This is a genomic window from Mycobacterium paragordonae (assembly GCF_003614435.1).
Classification (GTDB): domain Bacteria; phylum Actinomycetota; class Actinomycetes; order Mycobacteriales; family Mycobacteriaceae; genus Mycobacterium; species Mycobacterium paragordonae.
In genome coordinates, this window is record NZ_CP025546.1 from 5,893,468 (window position 1) to 5,916,058 (window position 22,591).

General features: G+C 67.1%; 23 protein-coding genes. 8 read left to right on the top strand and 15 right to left on the bottom strand.

Annotated elements, in window-relative coordinates:
- Positions 1-2: 2 nt before the first annotated feature.
- The 4 genes from C0J29_RS26270 to C0J29_RS26285 are packed head-to-tail and all read right to left on the bottom strand — an operon-like array spanning position 3 to position 5,161.
- Positions 3-1,727: an FAD-binding protein gene (locus tag C0J29_RS26270; protein WP_120794018.1), complete on the bottom strand. Its 1,725-nt coding sequence runs from the start codon at positions 1,725-1,727 to the stop codon at positions 3-5.
- The gene (locus C0J29_RS26275) at positions 1,724-2,644 is read right to left on the bottom strand and encodes a 3-carboxyethylcatechol 2,3-dioxygenase (protein WP_242460552.1); all 921 of its coding nucleotides are present in this window, start codon (positions 2,642-2,644) and stop codon (positions 1,724-1,726) included. Before C0J29_RS26275 ends, C0J29_RS26270 begins: the two co-directional genes overlap by 4 nt.
- The gene (locus tag C0J29_RS26280) at positions 2,592-4,298 is read right to left on the bottom strand and encodes a bifunctional 3-(3-hydroxy-phenyl)propionate/3-hydroxycinnamic acid hydroxylase (protein WP_120794020.1); all 1,707 of its coding nucleotides are present in this window, start codon (positions 4,296-4,298) and stop codon (positions 2,592-2,594) included. The genes C0J29_RS26275 and C0J29_RS26280 overlap by 53 nt, the downstream gene beginning before the upstream one ends.
- Positions 4,298-5,161, bottom strand: coding sequence for an alpha/beta fold hydrolase (locus tag C0J29_RS26285; RefSeq protein WP_120794021.1), 864 nt, complete (start codon positions 5,159-5,161; stop codon positions 4,298-4,300). The genes C0J29_RS26280 and C0J29_RS26285 overlap by 1 nt, the downstream gene beginning before the upstream one ends.
- 115 nt (positions 5,162-5,276) lie before the next feature.
- Here C0J29_RS26285 and C0J29_RS26290 point away from each other — a divergent pair, with 115 nt between their 5' ends.
- Positions 5,277-5,942, top strand: coding sequence for an IclR family transcriptional regulator (locus C0J29_RS26290; protein WP_065045267.1), 666 nt, complete (start codon positions 5,277-5,279; stop codon positions 5,940-5,942).
- Between the two features lie 14 nt (positions 5,943-5,956).
- On the top strand, positions 5,957-7,585 hold the full coding sequence (locus C0J29_RS26295; RefSeq protein ID WP_065164222.1) for an FAD-dependent oxidoreductase: 1,629 nt from the start codon (positions 5,957-5,959) through the stop codon (positions 7,583-7,585).
- Here C0J29_RS26295 and C0J29_RS26300 read toward each other — a convergent pair.
- Entirely contained in the window at positions 7,575-8,792 is a 1,218-nt protein-coding gene (locus C0J29_RS26300) for a sensor histidine kinase (RefSeq protein WP_065045269.1), read from the bottom strand. The genes C0J29_RS26295 and C0J29_RS26300 overlap by 11 nt on opposite strands.
- A gap of 94 nt (positions 8,793-8,886) precedes the next feature.
- Here C0J29_RS26300 and narL point away from each other — a divergent pair, with 94 nt between their 5' ends.
- Positions 8,887-9,540, top strand: a complete 654-nt coding sequence (gene narL / locus C0J29_RS26305) for a two-component system response regulator NarL (RefSeq protein ID WP_065045270.1) — start codon at positions 8,887-8,889, stop codon at positions 9,538-9,540.
- Positions 9,541-9,561: 21 nt separating this feature from the next.
- Here narL and C0J29_RS26310 read toward each other — a convergent pair whose 3' ends face one another.
- From C0J29_RS26310 to C0J29_RS32985, 5 genes are all read right to left on the bottom strand, one after another.
- Entirely contained in the window at positions 9,562-10,776 is a 1,215-nt protein-coding gene (locus C0J29_RS26310; RefSeq protein WP_120794023.1) for a sensor histidine kinase, read from the bottom strand.
- Between the two features lie 89 nt (positions 10,777-10,865).
- A complete protein-coding gene (locus C0J29_RS26315) occupies positions 10,866-12,119 on the bottom strand; it encodes an MFS transporter (protein WP_242460677.1) in 1,254 nt (417 codons plus the stop codon).
- Between the two features lie 300 nt (positions 12,120-12,419).
- The gene (locus C0J29_RS26320; RefSeq protein WP_120794024.1) at positions 12,420-13,292 is read right to left on the bottom strand and encodes an ArgK/MeaB family GTPase; all 873 of its coding nucleotides are present in this window, start codon (positions 13,290-13,292) and stop codon (positions 12,420-12,422) included.
- Positions 13,293-13,581: 289 nt separating this feature from the next.
- The gene (locus C0J29_RS26325; RefSeq protein ID WP_065045273.1) at positions 13,582-13,818 is read right to left on the bottom strand and encodes a hypothetical protein; all 237 of its coding nucleotides are present in this window, start codon (positions 13,816-13,818) and stop codon (positions 13,582-13,584) included.
- Positions 13,819-13,886: 68 nt separating this feature from the next.
- Entirely contained in the window at positions 13,887-14,279 is a 393-nt protein-coding gene (locus C0J29_RS32985) for a DUF732 domain-containing protein (RefSeq protein WP_065045274.1), read from the bottom strand.
- Positions 14,280-14,599: 320 nt separating this feature from the next.
- Here C0J29_RS32985 and C0J29_RS26335 point away from each other — a divergent pair, with 320 nt between their 5' ends.
- From C0J29_RS26335 to mbp1, 3 genes are all read left to right on the top strand, one after another.
- Positions 14,600-15,484, top strand: coding sequence for a proline iminopeptidase-family hydrolase (locus tag C0J29_RS26335; RefSeq protein ID WP_120794026.1), 885 nt, complete (start codon positions 14,600-14,602; stop codon positions 15,482-15,484).
- Positions 15,485-15,584: 100 nt separating this feature from the next.
- Positions 15,585-16,388 (top strand): transglutaminase-like domain-containing protein, encoded by an 804-nt coding sequence (locus C0J29_RS26340; RefSeq protein ID WP_174814917.1) that lies wholly within the window; start codon positions 15,585-15,587, stop codon positions 16,386-16,388.
- Positions 16,389-16,569: 181 nt separating this feature from the next.
- A complete protein-coding gene (gene mbp1 / locus C0J29_RS26345; RefSeq protein ID WP_055581371.1) occupies positions 16,570-16,806 on the top strand; it encodes a microaggregate-binding protein 1 in 237 nt (78 codons plus the stop codon).
- Between the two features lie 57 nt (positions 16,807-16,863).
- Here the strand turns inward: mbp1 and C0J29_RS26350 are convergent, their stop codons facing one another.
- Genes C0J29_RS26350 through C0J29_RS26365 form a run of 4 tightly spaced genes read right to left on the bottom strand, consistent with a single transcriptional unit; the run spans position 16,864 to position 21,018 of the window.
- Entirely contained in the window at positions 16,864-17,631 is a 768-nt protein-coding gene (locus C0J29_RS26350) for an enoyl-CoA hydratase/isomerase family protein (RefSeq protein ID WP_120794028.1), read from the bottom strand.
- A gap of 1 nt (position 17,632) precedes the next feature.
- A complete protein-coding gene (locus tag C0J29_RS26355) occupies positions 17,633-18,733 on the bottom strand; it encodes an acyl-CoA dehydrogenase family protein (protein ID WP_120794029.1) in 1,101 nt (366 codons plus the stop codon).
- Positions 18,720-19,637 (bottom strand): acyl-CoA dehydrogenase family protein, encoded by a 918-nt coding sequence (locus C0J29_RS26360; RefSeq protein ID WP_120794030.1) that lies wholly within the window; start codon positions 19,635-19,637, stop codon positions 18,720-18,722. Before C0J29_RS26360 ends, C0J29_RS26355 begins: the two co-directional genes overlap by 14 nt.
- Positions 19,615-21,018, bottom strand: a complete 1,404-nt coding sequence (locus C0J29_RS26365) for a class I adenylate-forming enzyme family protein (RefSeq protein WP_120794031.1) — start codon at positions 21,016-21,018, stop codon at positions 19,615-19,617. Before C0J29_RS26365 ends, C0J29_RS26360 begins: the two co-directional genes overlap by 23 nt.
- A gap of 93 nt (positions 21,019-21,111) precedes the next feature.
- Between C0J29_RS26365 and C0J29_RS26370 the strand changes: the two genes are divergently transcribed.
- Both C0J29_RS26370 and C0J29_RS26375 read left to right on the top strand, forming a co-directional pair.
- Positions 21,112-21,393 (top strand): 2Fe-2S iron-sulfur cluster-binding protein, encoded by a 282-nt coding sequence (locus tag C0J29_RS26370; RefSeq protein WP_065045280.1) that lies wholly within the window; start codon positions 21,112-21,114, stop codon positions 21,391-21,393.
- Positions 21,394-21,412: 19 nt separating this feature from the next.
- The gene (locus C0J29_RS26375) at positions 21,413-21,727 is read left to right on the top strand and encodes a DUF4286 family protein (RefSeq protein WP_065045281.1); all 315 of its coding nucleotides are present in this window, start codon (positions 21,413-21,415) and stop codon (positions 21,725-21,727) included.
- Here the strand turns inward: C0J29_RS26375 and C0J29_RS26380 are convergent.
- Positions 21,724-22,575, bottom strand: a complete 852-nt coding sequence (locus C0J29_RS26380; RefSeq protein ID WP_120794032.1) for a pyridoxamine 5'-phosphate oxidase family protein — start codon at positions 22,573-22,575, stop codon at positions 21,724-21,726. The genes C0J29_RS26375 and C0J29_RS26380 overlap by 4 nt on opposite strands.
- Positions 22,576-22,591: the final 16 nt, after the last annotated feature.

A 22,591-nucleotide genomic window follows, 5' to 3' on the forward strand; every position in this document is an offset into this window, starting at 1 on the left:
GACTACCTCCTATGAGCGTTAAGGGTCTGGGTGGCAAGGTGTTTGGCGGCCACGAAACCGAAGGTCATGGCCGGTCCGATGGTCGCCCCAGCGCCGGCATAGCTGCGTCCCATGACCGGTGCCGCGGTATTGCCCACCGCGTAGAGCCCCGGCACCACGGTGTCGTCGGGCCGTAGCACCCGGGCGAACTCGTCGGTGCGCAGGCCACCGGACGTGCCGAGGTCACCGGGAACGATCCGGAACGCGTAATACGGCGGGTCGCCCAGGGGATACAGGTTGGGGTTGGGCAGCGTGGGGTCGCCATAGTAGTTGTCGTAGACGCTGTCGCCGCGGTTGAAGTCGTCGTCGTGTCCGGCGCGGGCCAGTTCGTTGAAGCGGGCAGCGGTGGCCCTCAGTTGCGTTGCCGGAACATCGATCTTGCCCGCCAATTCCGCCCAGCTGGATGCGGATTTGACGACGCCGGATTCTAGCCACGCCTTCGGGATCTTGCGTCCGGTGGGCACCGGTGCGCCCGGGACCTTCGGTATCGGCAGGTGCCCGCCGACGACGTAACGGTTGAAGGACCGATGATCGGTGATCAGCCAGCACGGGATGTGCGTGACGCCGGTTTTGTGGCCCGCGATCATGGCGTGACCGAAGTCCATGTAGGGGGCCGCTTCGTTGATGAACCGCTTGCCGTCCCCGTTGACGATGAACTGCGAGGGCATCATGCGCTCGTTGAGCATGAATTGCATTCGCCCGTCCGGCCATTGGATGGCGGGAAACCACCACGCCTCGTCGAGCAGGTCCGCGGCGGCGCCGACCCGCTGCCCGGCGCGGATGCCGTCACCCACGGCCGCCGGATTGCCGAAGCTCCAGTCCTGGTCCACCACCGGTTGATACTCCTTGCGCCAGGCCATGTCGTGATCGAAACCGCCGGAGGCCAGGATGACCCCTCGGCGCGATCCGATCCGCTGTTGCCTGCCGTCCCGGTGCACCAGGGCGCCGATCACCGATCCGTCCGCGTCGGTCACAAGCTCGTGCAACGGAGTGTCCAGCCACAGCGGGATGCCGCGCTCCTTCATCGCCAGTCGCAGCCGCGCGGCCAGGGACTGCCCGATGGCGGCAATCCGCTCGCCGAACACACGCGCCCGCACCATCCGTGAGATCAATTTCACCAGAACGGCTTTGCCGGCCCAGGACTGCCGAATCAGGTAGAAGGACCGCAGTTCCTTGGGGCCCAGCCAGATGCCCTTGGGTGCCAGTGCCAGCGGCTGCAGCAGGGTGGTCTCGTCGGCGCCGAGTTCCCGCAGGTCGATCGGCGGCACGTTGATGGTGCTGCCGAGTTCCGAACCGCCCGCCAACTCCGGGTAGTAGTCGGCGTAGCCGGGCTTCCAGACGAATTCGAGCCAGGGGCTCAGCCCTTCCAGGAACTCCAGCATCTGCGGCGCCGAGTCCACGTACTGGCGGATCCGTGCCGCACTGACCAGACCCTCGGTGATCTGCTGCAGGTAGCGGACCACGTCCTCGGGTGCCGGCGAGTAGCCCGCCCGGCGCTGCGCGGGAGCACCGGGTACCCAGATGCCGCCGCCCGACAGTGCGGTGGAACCACCGAACTGCGGCGACTTCTCGATGACCAGCGCGTCCAGTCCGCAGGATGCCGCGGTCAGCGCGGCCGTCATGCCGCCGCCGCCGGAACCGACGACCAGCACGTCCACCACGTGGTCGAAGTCATCAAAGGACGTCATTCGACCGGCACCGCCGTCCGGATGGCGAATCCGGCGATCAGGTCGGCGGCCTGTTTGTAGTAGCGCACCGCGGTGCGGTAGCGGCCGACCGTGGCCAGCGCCGCGAAAGCGGCTATCCAGGTGCGTATTTCGTGCGCCGAGCTGCCGCCCTCCTGTGTCACGAAGGTGTTCGACCAGCGGTCGAGATCGGCCAGGTGACCGCTGTCGACGATGTCGAGGAATCGTTGATCCCACGCGGGGTTGAGGGGTTGCAGATCGCCGGCACCGCCGGCGAAGTTCCTGGCCGCCTCGATCACCTGGGCTTGACGGGCCTCCCGCTGCTCGGTGCTCAGGGGCCGCCCGTGCACGATCCGCTCCAACTGGGCCGCAGCGGCGGTCGCCAGGGTGGGCACCGGAGGGCTGTGTGACAACCCACCCGATCCGAGCACCAGCACCCGCTTATCCAGGGTGGCCAGAAAACCGCCCACGGCGGTCCCCAGGGACCGGCACCGGTGCAGGGGACCCAGCGGTTCGGCGACCGCGTTGATGAAGATCGGAATCACGGGAACCGCCGTGGCACAACCGAACAGCTTCTCCAGCGGCTGAACGGTGCCGTGATCGACGTCCATGCTCGCCGATATCGCAATGTCGACGCCGACGCCGAGGACGGCCTTCGCGCAATCCCCGGCGGTGTCCTCCGCAACGGGCAACCGGCCGGCATAGGTGCCGTAATCGCCGACTCCATTGGCCTGCAAGCCGATACAGAACGACGGCATCACCTTGTAGAAGAACCCGTTGTAGTGATCCGGGGAGAAGATGACCACCAGCTCGGGATCGAAATCGGCGACGAAGTCCCGGGCCTGCGCGATCCCGGCGCCGACGTCGTCAAGCAGATCCCGCGGCGGCCCCGGTAGATTCAGCAGCGGGCTGTGGGACATACAGCAGAGAGCCAGTGGCACTGTCCGATTCACCCCCTTCCGGCGTCAGCGAGAGCGCGTCGATCAGGGCGGCGCTCAACTCGGCGGAGCGCTGTGCGATGCAGGCGCCGGCGATGCACCGATCGGGCCGCAGGAACACCACCGACTCCTCATGCTGGTCGAACCAGGCTTTGAGGTGCCCGCCGCGGTCGCCGACGATCACCACGTCGGCGTCATCCTGTCCGGTCCACCCGAGCTGAGTCAGCGGTCGCAGCGCAACGAAACGGGCCCCCAACGCTTTCCAGTCAGCGAACGCACGCTCGCCGAGGATCTTCCGGGGATCGTTGTTCCAGCACAGCACGGCGAACCAGTTGCCCAGCACATCGTCGAGCAGCACGTCGCGTTGAGTCCGGGTGTCGACCCTCGGCTGAACGAATAGGGTGCCGGTCGGCGAACCCGGCCGCGGGGCCGCACCGGCCGGGTGAGCCACTGCCCCCTGCTCGTAGCGCGGCATCGGCTTGAACCTCATCTCCAGCACATACCGCTTGAGGGACGGCACAATTGACGCCGACCGGATCACCGCGTCGCGTGCCCTGGCGACCCGGCGATTGGTCGGCGAGATGACCCGGCCCACCATGGTGGACAGGTCGATCATCGCCCGCGCGTGCTTGCGCCGCTCCACGTCATAGGTGTCCAGCAACGCCTCAGCGGCCTTGCCCCGGATCACCGCGGACAGCTTCCACCCGAGATTGGCGGCGTCGCGGATGCCGCTGTTGTAGCCCTGCCCCTGCCACACCGGCATCAGGTGCGCCGCGTCCCCGGCGAGCAGCATCCGGCCATTGCGGAAGTTGCCGGCGATCCGCGAGTGGTGGGTGTAAACCCGGCGACGGATGACCTCGACCCGATCGGGATAGGGCACCATGCGTGCCAGCATCTGCCGCAGGAAGGCCGGGTCCTCGGCCTGTTCGTCGGTCTCCTCAGCATGAATCATGAACTCGAACCGCCGAATTCCGTGGGCGATCGAGATGGAGGCGTACGGGCGTTCCGGGTCGGCGCCGACTTCACTGTTCGGGTGTCCCAGCGGGTCGTTGGCGATGTCGACCACCAGCCACCTGGTCGGTGACGTGGTGCCGTCGAACGACACGCCCATCATGCCGCGGGTGACGCTGCGTCCGCCGTCGCAGCCCACGACGTACCGTGCCCGCACCGCCAACGGATTCGCACCGCCGAGTTCGGCATGCACCCCGTCGTCGGCCTGCGCACATCGGACCATCGGGCTGTTCCAGCGCACCTCGACGTGGCCGAATCGGTCCAGTCCGCGCAACAATTCGGCGTCCACCAACGGCTGCACGAACCCGTTGCGCTTGGGCCAGCCGAATCGTGAATCCGGCGGCGCCATTTCGGCGAGCACGCGCCGCTTGGCGTCGTAGAACCGCAGGATCTGATTCGGGACGGTGTGCGGCAGCACGTGTTCCACCAGTCCGATGGACTGGAAGGTCCGCAGACCTTCGTCGTCGAGGCCCACCCCCCGGGGATAGTCGATCAGCGTGGCGCGCTCCTCAGCCACCAGGGTCCGGACACCCTGCAGGCCAAGGATATTGGCCAAGGTCAGACCGACCGGCCCGGCACCGACCACCAGTACGTCGACGTCCGTCCCGTGTCCGTCGCCGGCCATCAGCGGTCCAGCAGGAAGTCGAGATGCAGGCGGTTGAACGTCTTGGCGTCCTCGTACTGAGGCCAGTGACCACAACCCGGCATCACCTCGAACCGGGCGCCGGGGATCATCGACGCCATGCGACGTCCCTCGGGCACGTCGGCGGTGGGATCATCGCTGGTCCACAGGACCAGCGTCGGCGCGGTGATGGACCCGTATTCGTTTGGCCCCAGCAGGTTTCGGGCCCGGATCTCGGGGTCTTGCAGCGCCATGATGTCGCGCATCGCCGCCACGAAGCCCGGTTGCCGGTAGATGCGTTGCCGGCTGGCGACCAGGTCGTCGTAGTCCTTGGACTTGTCCGCCATCAACCACTTGATGCGGGCCTGCACGGTCTCCCACGTCGGATCCTCCGCGGCGGCCATGGACAACGTGATGATTCGTTTCATCACCGCCGGGTCCGCCTGCGAGCCGCCGGCGGTATTGAGGACCAACCGGTCGATGATGTCTGGGTGGTCGATGGCGGCACGGGCGGCCACCCAGCCGCCCAGCGATTCGCCGCTCAGATGAATGCGGTCGGCTCCGATGGTGCGCACCACCGCCATCAGGTGTTCGACATAGTGGCGGATCTCCAGCGGGTGACCCGGCTTGTCGGTGTACCCGTGCCCCAGCATGTCGATCGACCAGGTCCAGAAGTGCTCGGCGTGCGCGGCCAGGTTGCGCACGTATGCCTCGGCGTGCCCGCCCGAGCCGTGCAGCAGGATCAGCACCGGCTGACCGGGCTCGCCCGCCTGCAGGTAGCGGGTGCGGACGCCACCGGCCGACAGATAGCCCTGCGAAAACGGGACACCCTGCAGGTCGCTCCACACGCTCTCGAACTCGGTCACGGTTCCTTCCGGAGAAAATATGGTTCTCGTTTTCGACATCTTGCGTGTGCTAATATCGCACACTAATGTGCGTTATATATAGAGCTTCGCTCTCACCGAAAGGTCTGTCAAGACCGTGACGGGTTCGCAGACACTGGCCAGAGGCCTCACCGCGCTGCAACTGGTGGCGTCCTCCCCGAGGGGCCTGACCATGCAAGAGGTCGCCGATCAGGTCGGTGTGCATCGCACCATCGCCTACCGGTTGCTGGCCACCCTGGCGGAATTTCGGCTGGTCTCCAAGGGCGAGGACGGCCGCTTCCGGCCGGCCGCCGGCCTGGCCGCACTCGGCGCGTCGTTCGACCACAACGTCCGTCAACTCTGTCTGCCCACACTGCGCTCGCTGGCCGACGAACTGGGCACCACGGTGTCGCTGCTGATCGCCGAGGGAGACGAGCAGGTGGCTATCGCGGTGATCGTGCCGACCCAGGTCGCCTATCAGCTCGCCTTCCACGAAGGCAGCCGCTACCCGCTGGACCGTGGCGCGGCGGGGATAGCCCTGCTGGCGAACATGCCGCCACGCCCGGGCGAGCGGGACCTGGTCAGCGCGGCGCGCCAGCGCGGGTGGGTCACCACCCACGGCGAGATCGAGCCCAACACGTATGGACTGGCGGTGCCGGTCCGTCGCCCAGCGCCGGCACCGCCGACCTGTATCAATCTGATCTCCCACCGCGAAGACGTGGTGATGCGCGGCAAGGACGCGGTCATCAAGGCCGCAGAGCAGTTGTCCGCGTTGCTGAGCTGAAGGGACTTCAAGGCATGCCGCAGGGTGAAAACCGGTTCTGGGACCACGAATACGATGTCGTCGTGCTCGGCAGCGGCGGCGCCGGCCTGACCGCCGCGCTGACCGCCGCGATCGCGGGTGCCACGGTCGGCGTGTTCGAGAAATCCGAAACCATCGGCGGAACCACCGCGGTGTCCGGCGGGATCGCCTGGATCCCGGCCCACAACCGCTCTCCCGCAGGCGAATTGACGGTCGATGACGCGTTGCAATACTTGCGCGCACAGTCTTTCGGCTCAATGGACGACACCCTGGTCGAGACATTCGTGCGGACCGGGCCGTCGATGCTCGACTTCGTCGAGAAGTACAGCGGCCTGCGCTTCGAGATCGCCGACGGGTTTCCCGACTACCAGCCCGAACTTCCGGGCGGCCAACCCGGCGGCGGCCGTTCACTGAGTGCGGCGCCGTTCGACCTGAGCCGGATCGGCGACTGGGCCACCCGCATCACCGCGTTCCCCGCCGACTGGTCCAACGTCGGGTTCGACGCCGAGACCAGAGCCCGGCTGCACGCCGACATAGCGCGTTCCGGCGACTTGTGTGTGGCGGGCACCGCGCTGATCGCCGGCCTGCTCAAGGGCTTGCTGGACGTCGGAGTGGCGCCGTGCGCCAACTCCCGGGCCACCGAACTCATCGTGGACGACGGGACCGTCACCGGCGTCCGGATCACCGGTCCCGAACAGAGTATGGACGTACGCGCACGCCGCGGGGTGATCCTGGGCACCGGCGGATTCGAGTGGGATCCATTGCTGGTCAAGGCCTTTCTGCGCGGCCCGATGCACGGTGCCGTTTCACCGCCGAACAACACCGGCGACGGGTTGCGCATGGCGATGGCGATGGGCGCCGACCTGTCCAATATGGGCGAGGCCTGGTGGGTGCCGATCGTGCGCATCCCCGGCGACACCATCGAGGGCAGCCAGCGCAGCCGCAGTGTGCGACTGGAACGCACCCGCCCGCGCAGCATCATCGTCAACCGGGCCGGCCGGCGGTTCGTCAACGAGGCCGGCGAGTACAACTCGATGGCCGGCGCCTTCCACTACCTCGACCCCCGGGGCGGCTACGTCAACGATCGCGCGTGGATGGTTTTCGACTCGATTCACCTGCGCAGCTACGGATTTCTGGGCATCGCGCCGGGAGAACCGGTGCCGGACTGGTTCTGCGAGTCGGCCGATCTCACCGAACTGGGCGCCAAAACCGGCATCGACGCCGCCGGGCTGACCCGCACCGTCGAGCAGTGGAACCGCAACGTAGCCGCGGGCGCGGACCCGGACTTCGGGCGCGGCTCCAGCGCGTACGACGGCTACTGGGGCGACGACCGGGCCACCACCCTGGCCGGAAAGACGTTGGGGCCCATCGATACCGCACCCTTCTACGCGGTTCCCGTGTCCGTGGGCTCGATGGGCACCAAGGGCGGTCCCCGGACCGATCCCGACGGCCGGGTGTTGCACGTCAGCGGCCAACCGATCCCCGGCCTGTTCGCCGCCGGCAACGCGATGGGCGGGGCGACCGGTCGGGCCTACGGCGGTGCCGGTGGAACCCTGGGTCCGGCAATGGTTTTCGGTTACCGGGCCGGCTACGCCTGCGCGACCGGGGAATCCGTCAAGCCTTGAGCGGCACCTCGACGCACACGTGCGTCCCGGTGGGCGCTTCGAGGAAGACGAAGGTGCCGCCCGCGGCGTCCACCCGGGCGCGGTGCGAAGCCAGGCCGATGTGGCCCTCCCCCAGCCGCCGCGCCATCGTCTCGCCGTTGACCCCCACACCATCGTCGCCGACGGTCAGCACGCACATCTCGTCGGTGATCCCGAGCATCACCGAGGCGGTTTCGGCCTGGGAGTGATGCACCACGTTGGACAAGAGTTCCCGCACCACACCGAACACGATCGGGTCGATCGCGTTACGTATCGGGTAGTCGATGTCGGTGGTGACCTTGATGCCCGAGCGCCGTGCCGTGAAACCTGCGAGCTGCTCGACCGCGGCCCCCAACCCGACCTCTTCCAGCACTGCCGGGTGCAACTCGAAAGTGGCTTGCCGCAACCGTTCCGACGCGCTCTGCAGGCCGGCCAGCGCGCGGCTCACCCGCTCGTCGTCGGGGTGGTCGAGTTCCAGTTCGATGAGCTCCTGGCGCGCGGCCAGTACATCCTGCAACGGGCCGTCGTGGATGGATTCCGAGATTCGGCGCTGCAACTCCTCCGAGGCGGTCATCGTCTGCGCCAACAACTCCTCGCGTAACGCGCTCAGGCCGGCGACCGAGTGCGCGTGGCGCTCCTCGATGCGCACCACGACCAGTGCGGTGCCGCACAGGAACGCATACAAGGCGAACCGGAAGACGGCCTCCGGCCAGCCGATCGCCCGGACCATCACCGGATCCTCGACGACAGCAAGCGCGAACCCGACCAGGGTGAAGGCCAGCACCACCGCAGCCCGCCGGGTCGACACATCGAGGCCCACCAACACCGGCAGCAGGGTCATGATCAGCAGCGGATAAATGCCGTCGGTGGACAACATCTGGTAACCCGTCAACGCCACCACGTCAATGGCGGTGAACGCGAAGGGCTCCAGTCGACGCATCCCGACTAGGGGTCCCATGCCGACCCAGGCGCGTGACGGCGCGAACGCCAATACCAGTGAGCACAGCGCGATTCCGGCGTAGAGGGCAATCAAGACGCTTTGCTGGGCCCACTCCGACCGCCGGGTGCCGATGAGCATGGCGGCGATCATCAGCCCGACGACCCCGACCCGCAGCACGGAGGCGATCCGGTAGGAGCGCAACCGGTGCACTCTGCGCACCCGGTCCAGTTCGACGTCACTGGTCGCCACAGGAACACCGTACTCATCGGAACCCGAAAAGCTGCCACGCCGCGAGGTCGGCAAAAGCAGTCGGATCTTTGCGGGCAGCCGCTACACTTTCGCCATGGTCGGCGCTGCGACCCCTGAAAAGGTCCGGGTAGTAGTCGGTGACGATCACCCGTTATTCCGCGAGGGTGTGGTTCGCGCGCTCTCCCTGAGTGGCTCGGTGAACGTGGTCGGCGAGGCCGACGACGGCTCCTCCGCGCTGGAATTGATCAAGACGCACAAGCCCGATGTCGCCCTGCTCGACTACCGCATGCCGGGGATGGACGGCGCGCAAGTGGCGGCCGCCGTGCGCAGCTTCGACTTGCCGACCCGGGTGTTGTTGATCTCGGCGCACGATGAGGCGGCGATCGTCTACCAGGCCCTGCAGCAGGGCGCGGCCGGTTTTCTCCTCAAGGACTCGACACGCACCGAAATCGTCAAGGCCGTGCTCGATTGCGCACAGGGCCGAGATGTGGTGGCTCCGTCGCTGGTTGGCGGACTCGCCGGCGAGATCCGTCAGCGGGCCGCCCCCAGTGCTCCGGTGCTCAGCGCGCGCGAACGCGAGGTGCTCATTCGCATCGCACGCGGCCAGAGCATCCCCGCCATCGCGGCCGAACTGTATGTGGCGCCCTCGACGGTCAAAACGCATGTGCAGCGCCTGTACGAGAAGCTCGGCGTCAGCGACCGCGCCGCCGCGGTCGCCGAGGCAATGCGCCAGAAGCTGCTCGACTGAACCCCGCTGCGCGCGGCGCAGTCAGTTCTTCAGCGGCACCTGTACGCACACGCGGGTGCCGTTGGCCGCTTCAAGGAAGACGAAGGCGCCGCCGGCCGCTTCGACGCGGGCCCGGTGCGACGCCAGACCGATGTGGCCCTCGCCCAGCCGGCGCGCCATGGTGTCGCTGTTGACCCCCACCCCGTCGTCGGCCACGTTCAACACGCACATGTCGTCGGTGATACCGAGCGTCACCCAGGCGTTGGTAGCCCGGGCGTGCCGCACCACGTTCGACAGCAATTCCCGCGCCACCCCGAAGACGATCGGGTCGACGGCGTTGCGGATCGGGTAATCGATGTCGGTGGTCACCTCGATACCCGAGCGCTTGGCGGTGAACCCGGCCAGTTGCTCGACCGCCGCGCCCAGCCCCACCTGCTCGAGGACGGCCGGGTGTAGCTCGAATGTGGCCTGCCGCAAGCGGTCCGACGCGCTCTGCAATCCGGTCAGCGCCCGCGTGACCCGGTCGTCGTCGGGGTCCTCGAGTTGCAGTTCGATGAGCTCCTGACGGGCCACCAGTACGTCCTGCAGCGGCCCGTCGTGGATCGACTCCGAAATCCGGCGCTGCAGCACTTCCGAGGCGGTCATGGTCTGCGCCAACAACTCTTCGCGCAACGCGCTCAGGCCGGCGATCGAGCGGGCATGCCGCTCCTCGATGCGCACCGCCACCAAAGCGGCCACACACATGAACGCGTAGAGCCCGAAAAGGAACGCGGTGTCGGGCCACCCGATGGCCCGCTTCTGCAGGTGGTCCTGAATCCCGGCGAGCGCGAACCCGACCACGGTGAAGGACAGGATCACCGCCGCCCGCCGGGTCGACATGTCCACACCTACCAGCACCGGCAGCAGGATCATGATCAGCAGCGGGTAGATCCCGTCACTGGATATCAGCTGCAGGGCCGTCAACACGATGACGTCGATGGCTGTGAATGCGAAGGGTTCCATTCGACCGACGCCGAACCGGGCGATACCGAGCCGGTCGAACCGCGTGAACGCCAGCACCAGGGCAGACACCGTGGCAAATCCGTACAGGCTCACCAGGGCGATCTGGCTACCCCATTCGTACCGGGGCGCGGCCACCACCATGGCGCCGATCACGAAGGCCAGCACGCCGATCCGCAGGACGGCGACGACCCGGTAGGAGCGCAGTTGGTGATTTCTGCGCACCCGCTCGAATTCCACGTCGCTGGCCAATGCCACCGAAACACCTTACTCAGCGTGCGTTCACGCTGGAAACCGAACGCGCCGGCCGAATATCCGCGCTCCGATTCTAATTGCTGCTCAACGATTTAGGCGACGTGCCGGGCGGGCCTGGGGGCCGATTTGCGCAAAGTCCGGGCCAGCGGCAGGCACAGCGCGGCGCCGAGCACTCCGGCCGACACCGTGACAATCGCGACCAGTTGGTGACCACCGTGAATCAGGCTGTAGGAGGCCAGGATCGGGGCGATCACCGAGGCCACCGCCACCGACATCGACCAGATCCCGTGGTAGCGGCCGCCGGTGGCCACCGGTGCGATGCGGTGCACGACGCCGGCCGCGATGACGAACCAGGCCACCTCGCCCGGCGTCGACAAGGCGGTGGCCAGGCTGAAGTCGAGGGTGGTGTGCGCCAGCGCGGCCCATCCCATGCTCACCGTCGTCCAGTGGCCGGCGAAGGCCAGGATGTCGAGCCGGGGGTGGAACCGGGCCGCCACCTTCCGGCCGACCCACGGGGTGATCACCGGGGTCAGGGCGAGCCCCGCCAGCGCGTTCGCCAGTTGAGCCCAGCCGAACTGGCCGGCGCCCAGTCCGCGGTCGGCCATCAGCATGGGGATGGCGGCGTACAGACCGCGGACCGCGATCAGCGTGGCCAGGCTCGAGGCGAACAGCAGCGTGAGGCGGCGGTCAGCGAATGCGCTGCGGTAGCTGATGTTTCGGGCCTTCGGTCCGGCCGCCGCCGGTCGGCGCCGGTGTCCGGGGATGCAGCAGCCCGCGACAACGGCGAACGTCAGGCAGCCCGCGGCATTGATCCAGAACAGCACCGGCACACCGACCGCGCCGACCAGCATCCCGCCGATCCCGCCGGTGATGGCCCGCCCGATGCTCACGACCCAGCCGAAGCGAAAGGCGTCGAGTCTGGCCCGGCGTTCCGGGTCCGGAACCAGGTCGGTGATCGCGGCACCCAGCACCGGCCGCGGCGCGTCGTACACGATGCCGGTGATGACCGCGCCGAAGAAGAGGGCAGGCACGCTGCACGCCTGCGCCATCAGCACCAGCACCGCGGTGGCCACCAGCATGGTGGACACCAACGTCAGTCGGGCCCCGATCCGGTCCGCCAGCCATCCGCACAGCAATTGGCCGACCGCCCAGCCCACCCCGAACGCGGCCAGGACCGCGCCCACCGCGTCCGCGGCATGATGGCGCCCGGCCACGTGGTAGGCCAGGAACGGATAGGCGAAGCCCGCGCCGCGCACCACGAAGTTGCCGCCCAGCAGCAACCAGATGGCCGCTGGATAACCGGCCCGCGCGTCGTCGCCGCCCACCGTGGTCCGGTGCCGCAACAACCGGGTGCTGCGCAGTGCCCTTGTGGCGCGGGACTTTCCGGTTGGGGGCAGGCCGCCGGTGGCACACACTGCTCGGCGGTACGCGACGGGCTCGTCGAGAGTCTGAACGTTGGCTGCGTGTGGCGCCGCTGTGGTCACCCTCCGAACGTTAGGGACGATCACGGTTGGATAACTCCACCGATCGGGCGCAACGGTGGCGGACGTTGGTCGGCCGATCGGGGGACACGCGCCTGTCGGCTGAGCGGTCACTGCCGGGGTTGAATCGCGCCGTCCTCTGATCGTCGGATTGGCTGTCCCTGGTCAGTCCGGGCGGGGCGACAGCAGTCGCTCGGCAGCCGTGTAGGGATCGTCGCGTCCGTCGACCACCGCCTCGGCGAGCAGATCCAGATCCGTCCGGGTCCGCAGCAGCGTCTGCGCCAGCGAAAGGATCTGCGCCCGGGCGCGAGCCAGCCGCCGGGCCCGGTTGTCGGAGCGGTGGTGGGCGTCGATGGCGGCCACCAGATCGTCGAGTCCGTCGCCGCGGGCCGCGATCAGGCTGACGATCGGTGCGCTGGTCTCGGCCCGCAGATCGCGGACGGTCTGCTCGGCGCCGTCGCGGTCGGCTTTGTTGACGGCCACGATGTCGGCGACTTCCAGCAGACCCGCCTTGGCGGCCTGCACCGCGTCACCCGCTCCGGGATTCAGGATGACGACGGTGGGGTCGGCGACGGCGGCGATCTCGATCTCGGACTGGCCCACTCCGACGGTCTCCAGCAGGACGATGTCGTAACCGATGGCCCCCAGTAGCCTTATCGCGCCGGGGACGGCGGCGGCGAGGCCGCCGAGATGGCCCCGGCTTGCCACCGAGCGGATGAGCACGTCGGAGTCGTTGATGTGGGCGGTCATTCGGATGCGGTCGCCCAGCAGCGCGCCGCCGCTGAACGGCGACGACGGATCCACGGCCAGGACGGCGACCCGCTGATCGTGTTCGCGGTAGGCGCCGACGAGGGCACCGATCGTCGTCGACTTGCCGGCGCCCGGGGGGCCGGTGATGCCGATCACGCGGACCGGTTCGGCCGGGCCGATTGCGGTCAGCACCTCGTCCCGGCGTTCACCCTCCACCAGGCTGAGCAGCCGGCCGGCAGCACGCGGAGAACCGTTGCGCGCCTTGGTGATCAGATCAGGGACGTCCATGATGGCGTTACGGCGCGAGGGCCGTCGCAATCACGGCTTCAGGCACAGGTCTCCTCCGGAGCACAAGTCGATGAGAACATCATTCTCTCATCAAGAGAGTAGGAGTTGCAACGCTGGACGCGACGGAGCGTTCCCGAACGATTTTGTGCCGTTGCTGTTTCCAACCTCATCAGTCGCAAAGTGGGCTTATGCGATTCGTAAGGCATTTCTCCCTGAGTAGGGAACAACGCTAAATCTGCTTTAGGCGTAATGGCACCGCAGCAAATTCCAGAACACTGCTGCCTGCGGCTCAGAAACCGTTCAGGCCAGACCCACTGCCCTTGAATGCCACCACAACGTCATTGAGGCTCACCGTCGGTGCGACGCCCAGTCCACCCGGCACGCAATTAGTCATATCGACACAGTTCATGGCCATTGAACCAACAGCGTCGGAAGGGTCGGCGGACGGGTCGGCCATCGCGGGCGCCGCCGCCCCGACACCGGCCGCGAGCACGACAGCCGCGCTGAACAGTAATTTTGTGATCATTGATGCTCCTTGAGAGGTTGACAGGATAATACGCTGTTTTGGGAATTGGCCGGCGACGGTCGCTGCAGCTAGAGCGAATCGAGCGTCTGCTCCAAGCCAGGTGGTCCGTAGTAGTGGACCGCGATGTGAATGAAGTTGACCGCCTGCTGCACGGTGAAGTTCACACTCGCGTTGTCTCTGATCAGCCCGTTGGCCTTGGTTGTGATCCCCTTCGATGTCGGATGCCGCGCCAGGTAGTCAGCTACGCCGTGACCGACTCTGATCGCGGCCGCAGGGTCCGAGTAGGGGATCCCATAGCGGTCCAGAGCCTCGAGGAATTTCTGATCGCAGAATGCGGGGTCGTAGCCGGCGTCTTCGCAGGCGGTCACCGCTTTTGCCAACGGCACCACCGACGATGGCAACCCGACGAGTGTGGCCAATGCCACGAATACAGCAAACAGCGTCTTGGTGCCGGTCCTCATACGTCCGCGCCTACATCGCTGCTCATACGCTGCACTCCCATTGCCCGGCCACTGTCTGGCGACTGCTATCCGAATCGAGCCTAGGTTTCGGCAGGCGGGCCGACGAGGGTCTTTTGGCCCACGCTTCGGCGGCGAGATCACGTCAAATCGGGCCGCTATCCGCGTGGGCGCCAGGGTCGCGAGACAGGGATGCGCCGAACGCTCGCTTACACTGCCGCAACAGGCCCCGAGCTTGGCTAGGCGCCCCGGGTTCGACCAGGCGCCCCGGGTTCGACCAGGCGCCCCGGGTTCCATCAGGCGATAGTGAGGCACAACCGGCGATGACCGACAGCGCGACTCAGCGGGAGGGGACGATCGATGTTCCCGGCGGCCGCGTGTGGTTCAAACGGGTGGGCTCCGGTGACGGTCTGCCCCTCCTGGTGGTGCACGGCGGCCCCGGCTTGCCGCACTACTACCTCAGCTCACTGGAACGTTTGGCCGACGAACGAGAAGTGATCTTCTGGGATCAGCTCGGCTGCGGTAATTCCGAACACCCGTCCGACCCCGATCTGTGGACCATGCAACGCTCCGTGGCCGAGATGGACGCCGTGGTTACGGCATTGGGGCTCAATGCTTTCCATATCTTCGGCAACTCGTGGGGCGGCATGCTGGCGCAGCAGTACGTGCTCGACGTGCACTCGGGCGCCATCAGTCTCACCATCTCCAACAGCGCGGCGTCCATCCCCGTGTTCGCCGAGAACGTGGTCCGGCTGAAGTCGGAATTGGACGCGGCCACCCAGGATGCGATCGACCGCCATGAAGCCGCCGGCACCACCAGTTCCGCGGAGTACCAGGCCGCGATCACCACCTGGAACGAAACCTATCTCTGCCGCTCGCTGCCCTGGCCCCGAGATCTCTATCTGGCCTTCCAGAACATGGGCGCCGAAATCTTCGAAACGATGTTCGGTCCCAGCGACTTTCACATCGTCGGCACCATCCGGGACTGGGATGTGGTCGACCGGCTCGGTGAGATCACCTTGCCCACCCTGCTGCTCGCCGGCCGCTTCGACGAATGCTCACCGGAACACATGCGGGAAATGCACGAGCGCATCGGGAGCTCGCGTTTCGAGTTCTTCGAGCACACCGCCCACCTGCCCTTCATCGAGGAACCGGGCCGCTTCGACGCGGTGATGCGGAACTTCTTGGGACAGCACGACCGGGCTTGATCGCCAGCGAATGCGGGTATAGACGGGCTGTGGTTGGCTTTCGTCAATGAAGTTGCGGCGCGATCGACATCGCGATCGAAATCCTAGGGGGGACGCGTTGCTGAAGCGCGAGGTCGGGGCCAGCCTGCGGGTCACGGTCAACGAGCCGACGAACCTGGAATTCCAGATCGCGGTCGCGTCGCTGCCCGGTTTGCAGATCAACGAGTCGCTGACGGTGAACCTGGACGGCAAACCGATCTCGGTGCGTGAGATTCCGGGCGAACATGGGACTCGCATCCACACCGCCGATGTCGGGACGGGTGATCTGCGGGTCAATTACGAGGCGACTGTCGTCGGGCGGGCCGATCCGATCGCAGTCAGGGACCTCGACGTCTCCACCTATCTGCGGCCCAGTCGCTACGCCGAGGCCGACAAGTTCTTCGGCTTCGCGGCGACCGAATTCGGCCAGTACCCCAACTCCGTGACGCTGCTGGAGAAGGTGTCGTCATGGGTGGGAACCAGGCTGAAATACGTTCCGGGATCGAGTGATCCGATCGACGGCGCGACGGACACCCTGCTCGCCGGCGCGGGTGTGTGTCGCGATTACGCGCATCTGGTGGTGGCGTTGCTGCGCGCGGTGAATGTGCCCGCACGGCTTGTCGCGGTGTATGCGCCCGGCTGTGACCCGATGGACTTTCACGCCGTGGCAGAAGCCCTGATCGACGGCCAGTGGCAGGTGGTGGACGCGACGTGCCTGGCGCCGCGCCAAACGATGCTGCGCATCGCCACCGGACGCGACGCCGCCGACACCGCTTTCCTGGATAACCACGGTGGCTCAATCGAATTGACCGAATCGGTGATCACGGCGGTCACCACCGACCCGCTGCCCCGCGACTCGGTAGAAGACCTGGTCTCGCTGGGCTGACAGCCGGGTCAACCGGGCACTTGTCCGTGCCACGTGTCGCGCTGGATGCCGGGTACCGCGGGTTCGATCGGCCATCCATCGCGGTTACGGCCCACCGAGTGACGGTCGCCATAGTTTGATTGCGCGGAGGGTTCGGCGGGGTACGGAAAAAGGACAGTTTGCGAACGGAAGGAGCACCACCATGGCCGACAGTGGACCTGTGGCAGGCATCAAGGGCGTCATCGAAGACGTCATCGGCAAGGCCAAGGAAATCATCGGGATCATCATCAGCAACGATGGTCTGCGCAACGAAGGCCGCGCCCAGCAGGACAAGGCGGAGGCACAGCGCAACGTCGCGAAGAAGGAAGCGCAGGCTGAGGCCGCTCGCGGAGCCGCCAGCGCTGCTGAGGCTCGCCAGAAGGCAAAGACCTCCAAGTAAGACCCGGCACCCAGCGTGGGGCGCCTGCCGAGCAGGCGTACCCACGTTGGGTGTTGATCAATTCTTGCCGGCGTTGAGCTTGCTGACGATCGCCCGGAAATCCTCTGTCACGAACGATTGATGTTCGGCCGACAACGCGTAATCGAGGCTGGCCAGCACGGCGCGTTCCAGGTGGATGTTGAGCACCCGTTTGGTGCTCTCCACCGCCTGCTGCGGCAGCTCCATGATCTTTTTGGCACACTCCACCGCCGCGGCGAACGGGTCGTCGGCCACGTGGTTGGCCAGGCCGAGCTCGACCGCCCGCTGAGCGCGAATCCTGGTGCCGGTCAACGCATATTCCTTCGCCAGCAACAAGCTGATGTGCAGCGGCCAGGTCAGCGGTCCGCCGTCGGCGGCCACCAACCCCACCTGCACGTGCGGGTCGGCCAGGAAGGCGTCCGGGGCGATGAAGACGATGTCGCTCAGCGCCACCAAACTGCAGCCCAATCCGACGGCCGGGCCGTTGACGGCCGCTATCACCGGGATCCGGCACCGCGCCATCCCCAGTACGATCTCGCGTCCGTCGCGAATCGTCTTGGCGCGCAATGCGGCATCTTCGGCCAGTTCGGCCAGGTACGCGAAATCCCCACCCGCCGAGAAGGCTTTGCCGCTGCCGGTGATCACGGCGGCGCGCGCCGACGCGTCGTCGGTCAACCGCTGCCACAACCGCGCCAGCCCGACGTGCAGACTGTCGTTGACGGCGTTGAGATCGTCCGGGCGGTTCAGCGTGATGATCCGCAACGCCCCCTCGGCCCGGACGTCGATTTCGCTTGGCATGTCGTACATGTCAGACTCCCAATCCCAGGATTCGTGAGGCGATGATGTTCTTCTGAATCTGTGAGGTGCCGCCCATCACGCTCTGCGCACGGCTGTACAGGTAGGCGCTGAACAGGCTCGGGTCACGGGTGCCGCCGACGGCCAGCGCGGCGTGCCCGACGGACTGTTCCACCCAGGTCATCAGCAGCTTGTCCAGCGAGCCTTCGGGCCCGTGGGACACGCCGTCGAGTTGCTCGGACAACCGGCGCCGCACGTGATGCGTCAACATCTCGGCCTGCACCGCAGCCCACGCCACCTCCTCCGGCACGGAGTCGTCCTCGTGACCGTCGCTGCGCGCCACCATTTCGGCGACCAGCTTGTTGTAGCGGGCCGCGTAACCCAGGGTGGAGGGTTCCCGTTCATGCCCGACGACCGTCATGGCAACTGCCCACCCGTCACCGGGGGCACCGACCATGCGGTCTGCCGGGACGGTGGCGCCGTCGAAGAACACCTGACCGAATTCATTGGTGACGCCGTTGATCATCTGCAGCGGGCGCTGCTGCACGCCAGGCTGTTTCATCGAAAGCACGAAGGCCGACAGGCCGCGGTGCCGCTTGGCATCGGGGTCGGTGCGGGCCAGCAGCAGGCACCAGTCGGCGACGTCGGAGTAACTCGTCCAGATCTTGTGTCCGTGGATGACGTAGTCGTCGCCGTCGCGGGTCGCAGTGGTGGTCAGCGACGCCAGGTCCGATCCCGCGCCCGGTTCGCTGAATCCCTGACACCAACGCTCGGAGCCATTGATGATGCCGGGCAGGAAACGCTGCCGCAGCGCGTCACTGCCATGGTGGCCGATCCCCATCACCAGGTACCCGACGCTGGGGCGCGGTGGGGCGCCCGCGCGGGCGATCTCTTCGTCGACGATGACGTCGTACACCGGGGGCAGTTCGAAGCCGCCGTAGTCGCTCGGCCAGGACAGCCCGAAGAAGCCTTCTTCGTAGAGGGCGCGATGCCAATCCGCCTGACGGGCCCAGTACTCGTCACCCGAGCCGCCGAACTCCTTGGCGTGCAGCGAAAGCCAGGTGCGGAGCCGCTGCCGGAACTCGGCTTCCTGCGGCGAGTCACGAAAGTCCACGACCGACCTCCTTCAGGGTGACCGGCCACAGCTCGGTCGATGTCAGCGCACGGCGCAGGTACACGTGCGCCAGGCACTCCCAGGTATTGCCGATCCCGCCGTGCACCTGAATCGACGTTTCGCACACCGTCCGGGCGGCGCGGGCACAGTAGACCTTGGCCACCCGCGCGGCCTGGATCGCGGCGGCGGGCTCGAGTTCGTCCACCGCCCAGGCGGCATGGCGCAGCACGCTCACCGAGCCCTCGATCAGTGCCAGGCTTTCGGCCAGCAGATGGGCGATGGCCTGGTAGGACCCGATCGATTTGCCGTACTGCTCACGGATTTTCGCGTAGTCGCAGGCCAGCGCGTGCGCGCCACGCGCCGCACCCACCAGGTCTGCGGCGGTGCCGACCAACGCAAGGGCAAGCCACCGATCGGCTACGCCGTCCGGCACCTCACCCAATTCCGTTGCAGCGCCGTTGAGTTCCGCACATGCGCGGGTCAGGTCCGCGTCGGCTCCGGCACTCTCGAACTCGACGACGAGCACCGTGGAGCCCGAGAGTTGCAACGCCCGGCGATAACCGCGGGTGTCGAACGCCAGGCCGTCGACCGCGATCGTCGCGGCACCGGCATCGGCGCCCTCCCGGACCGGGAGATGGCGGGCCAGGTCGTCCGCCAGGACCGGACCGAGAAAGGGCGCGTCGACCAGCCGGCGCCCGAATTCCTCTGCCACCAGCGCGACTTCAACCCCTGAGGCCCCGTCCGAGCGCAGCGAGCGCCAGCCCGTCTGGTCAATCTGCTTGTCCAGACGCGTGATCCGGTTCTGATCGGCCAGCTCCTGTACCGCGGCCGGACCGAGGTCGTCGGCCATCTTGGCAGCGGCGTCGCGCAATTGCTGTTGTTCAGCGGTCAGACGAACATCCATAGCTCTCCTTGAGCACTCTGCGCAGCACCTTGCCGGAGGGCAGGCGGGGAATCTCGGTTACGAACACCACCCGGCTCAGGCGCTTGTAGGACGCGAGTTTCGCATCCACCCGGGCGGTGAGTTCATCGGCGTCGAGCGGAATGTGGGTCGCGACGGCAGCGACGATGGCCTCACCATTCGCGCCGTCCGGAACGCCGAAGACCGCACAGTCCTTCACCGCCGGGTGACCGTGTAGCACGGTTTCGATTTCCGCGGGCGCGACCTGGAAACCCCGCACCTTGATCATCTCCTTGAGGCGATCGGTGATCCGCAGCCAGCCGTCGGCGTCCAACCACCCGACGTCCCCGGTGCGGTACCAGCCGTCGTCAGACACCTCGGCGGTGGCCGCAGCTGGCAGGTAGCCCGCCATCAGCGAATCCGACTGTGCCTGAATCTCGCCGACCTCGCCCGGACCGGCCGGTTCGCCGGAGTCCAGCGAGACCACCCGCAGCTCGACGCCGGGCACCGCGCGGCCCACCGAATCCAGGCGAGCCCCGGTCACCGGGTTGCACGCGATCACCGGCAGTTCGGTGGTGCCGTAGGCCGGCACCCAACCGATGCCGGTGCGCCGGGTCACCGTCTCGGCGATGCTGACGGTCACCGGAGTGGCGCCCCACATGATGTACCGCAGCGACGAGAGGTCGTAGGACTCCAGGTCTGGGTGCGAGGCCATTGCCAATGCGATCGGCGCGACGGCCATTTCGACTGTGATGCGGTCGCTTTCGATGTGCCGCAGCATCCGGTCGATATCGAAGCGCGGGTGCAGCCCGACCCGAGCGCCGGTGCGCAGCGCGGTGAGGATGTTGAGCAGGCCCAGGATGTGCGACGGCGGGGTGGTGACCTGCAGGCGGTCCCGCTCGGTCAATGCCAGCGCGGCGCGCCAGTGTCGCACCGCCGCGTTCAGCGAGGCGTGGGTGTGCCGCACGGCCTTCGGCAGTCCGGTGGTGCCGGAACTGAACACCAGCACTGCGTCGCCGGCCGGCCCCGCCGGCGTCATCCCGGATTCGGCCACGGCGAGCGGTTCATCCAGGTGCAGCATGGGCATCAGTGCGGCCAGCACCGGATGGTCGCCGATCGCGTCGGCCGGATTTGTCAGGGCCAATGCGTGCTCGACCTCGGCGCTTTTCCAGGCCGGGCTGATCAGAACGGCCGCCGCGCCGACGCGCCAAATCGCCTGTACGGCGACGATGAACTCCGGCCGGTTGGACGCCATGAGCGCGACCCGCTGCCCGGCCTTGACGCCTCTCGTGCGTAGGGTCGCAGCCAGACTATCCGTCAGCACATCGAGTTCGGGCTGGCAAAAGTGCCGATCCTCGAACACGAGCGCGGCCGGTTCGGTCACGTCTCGATCCTTCCGGCGGTCTTGAGAAGGTCCTATCGTCTAGTGAGAATAGTATTCTCTATAGTGAAGAATACAAGTGCGTGGAAGGTGCGTATGACCGAGGCCGCCGTGGTGACGATTCACCTCGACCGCAGGAAAGTGTCGGTGCCGCTGGTGCCCGGCGAGACGTTGCTGGAGACCGCGCGGCGGGCGGGCCTGGATCCGCCGTTCAACTGCGAAGCGGGTAACTGCGGCACCTGCATGGCCCGGCTGAGTGAGGGCAGCGCCACCATGCGTGTCAACGATGCGCTGGACGACGACGAGGTGGCCGACGGTTACATTCTGACGTGCCAGGGCATTCCGGACACGACGCCGATCACCGTTCACTACGAGTAGTCACGAAAGGCCAGCGACCATGGCGAAAGGCATCATCTACGTCGAGACCTACCCGAGTTCGCCGGACCGCGAACAGGAGTACAACACCTGGTACGACGAGGTCCACCTGCCGGAACTCGTGGCCATCGACGGAATCACCTCGGCACGCCGGCTGCGACCGGTCAACGGCGAAGGGCCCTACGTCGCGCTCTACGAGATCGAAGGCGACGATCTGCAGGCCGTCCTGCAGGGCATGAGCGGGGCCAAGCTCACCATGTCCAGTGCACTGCAACTCGATCCGCCGCCGATTCCGCGGCTGCTCGAAGTGACAACGGAGTACCCCTCGGGAGGTTAAACCGGGGCGTCGATCGCAATCACCTCGTGCGGGGCGAACATCACCCGGCGCGCGCCGGGTTCGGTGTCCCAATGCACCGAGGCGGTGCCGGTGAGTTGAAGCGTCGCTCCGCTGCGGAAGTCGACGAACAACAAGGCGGCGGTTGGGTCGACGATCAGATTCCCGAAGCTGTTGAACATGTTGTTGCCCGGGAAGTCCGGCCACCACAGCCCGTCGGACGCGACGCGGACGAAACCGGCGGGGCCACCGCGGTGGGACGCGTCATTGCCGGAGTCGGGGTGGGTGGTACCGAGGAAGAAGGTGTCCGCGGCCTGCACGAGATCGATGTCTTGCGGGCGCAGTTCGTTGCCGCGGAACACGTTTGGATTGTGATCGGTACCGTTGCGCAGGTGTCGCGGGGTGATGTACTGCGGACAGTTGCCATACGCCTGCTCCACGTCGACCGCGAGCCCCTCGGACCCGGCGCCGGTCAGGATGCCGTTGATCCGCAGTCGTCGGCGGTGCGCGAAGTCCATCACGACCAGTCCGATCGGCTGGTCAACCGGCAACTCGCGCAATGGGTCCGCCGCGCGTGCCGTCGTCTCGATCCGCAGCCTGCTTGGCGACGCGACCCGCAGGAAGCCAGCGGGACCGGACAGCGGCGATACCCAGAGACGGCCGGCCGCGTCACGGGCAGTCAAGGCGGCGAACGTCGCGGTGGCGAGAAATGCGCCGGCGCCGGCGCCCAACTTGCCGCCCGCGACCATCGGGGCGAGCCGGGCCGCGGCCGCCTGCACGCCCGCCTGACGCTGGACGGCAAGCTCGCCGGGATGGAACCCGACCGCGGCGGCTCGAGGATTGTCAGCCATTGCCCGGCCTCCCTCT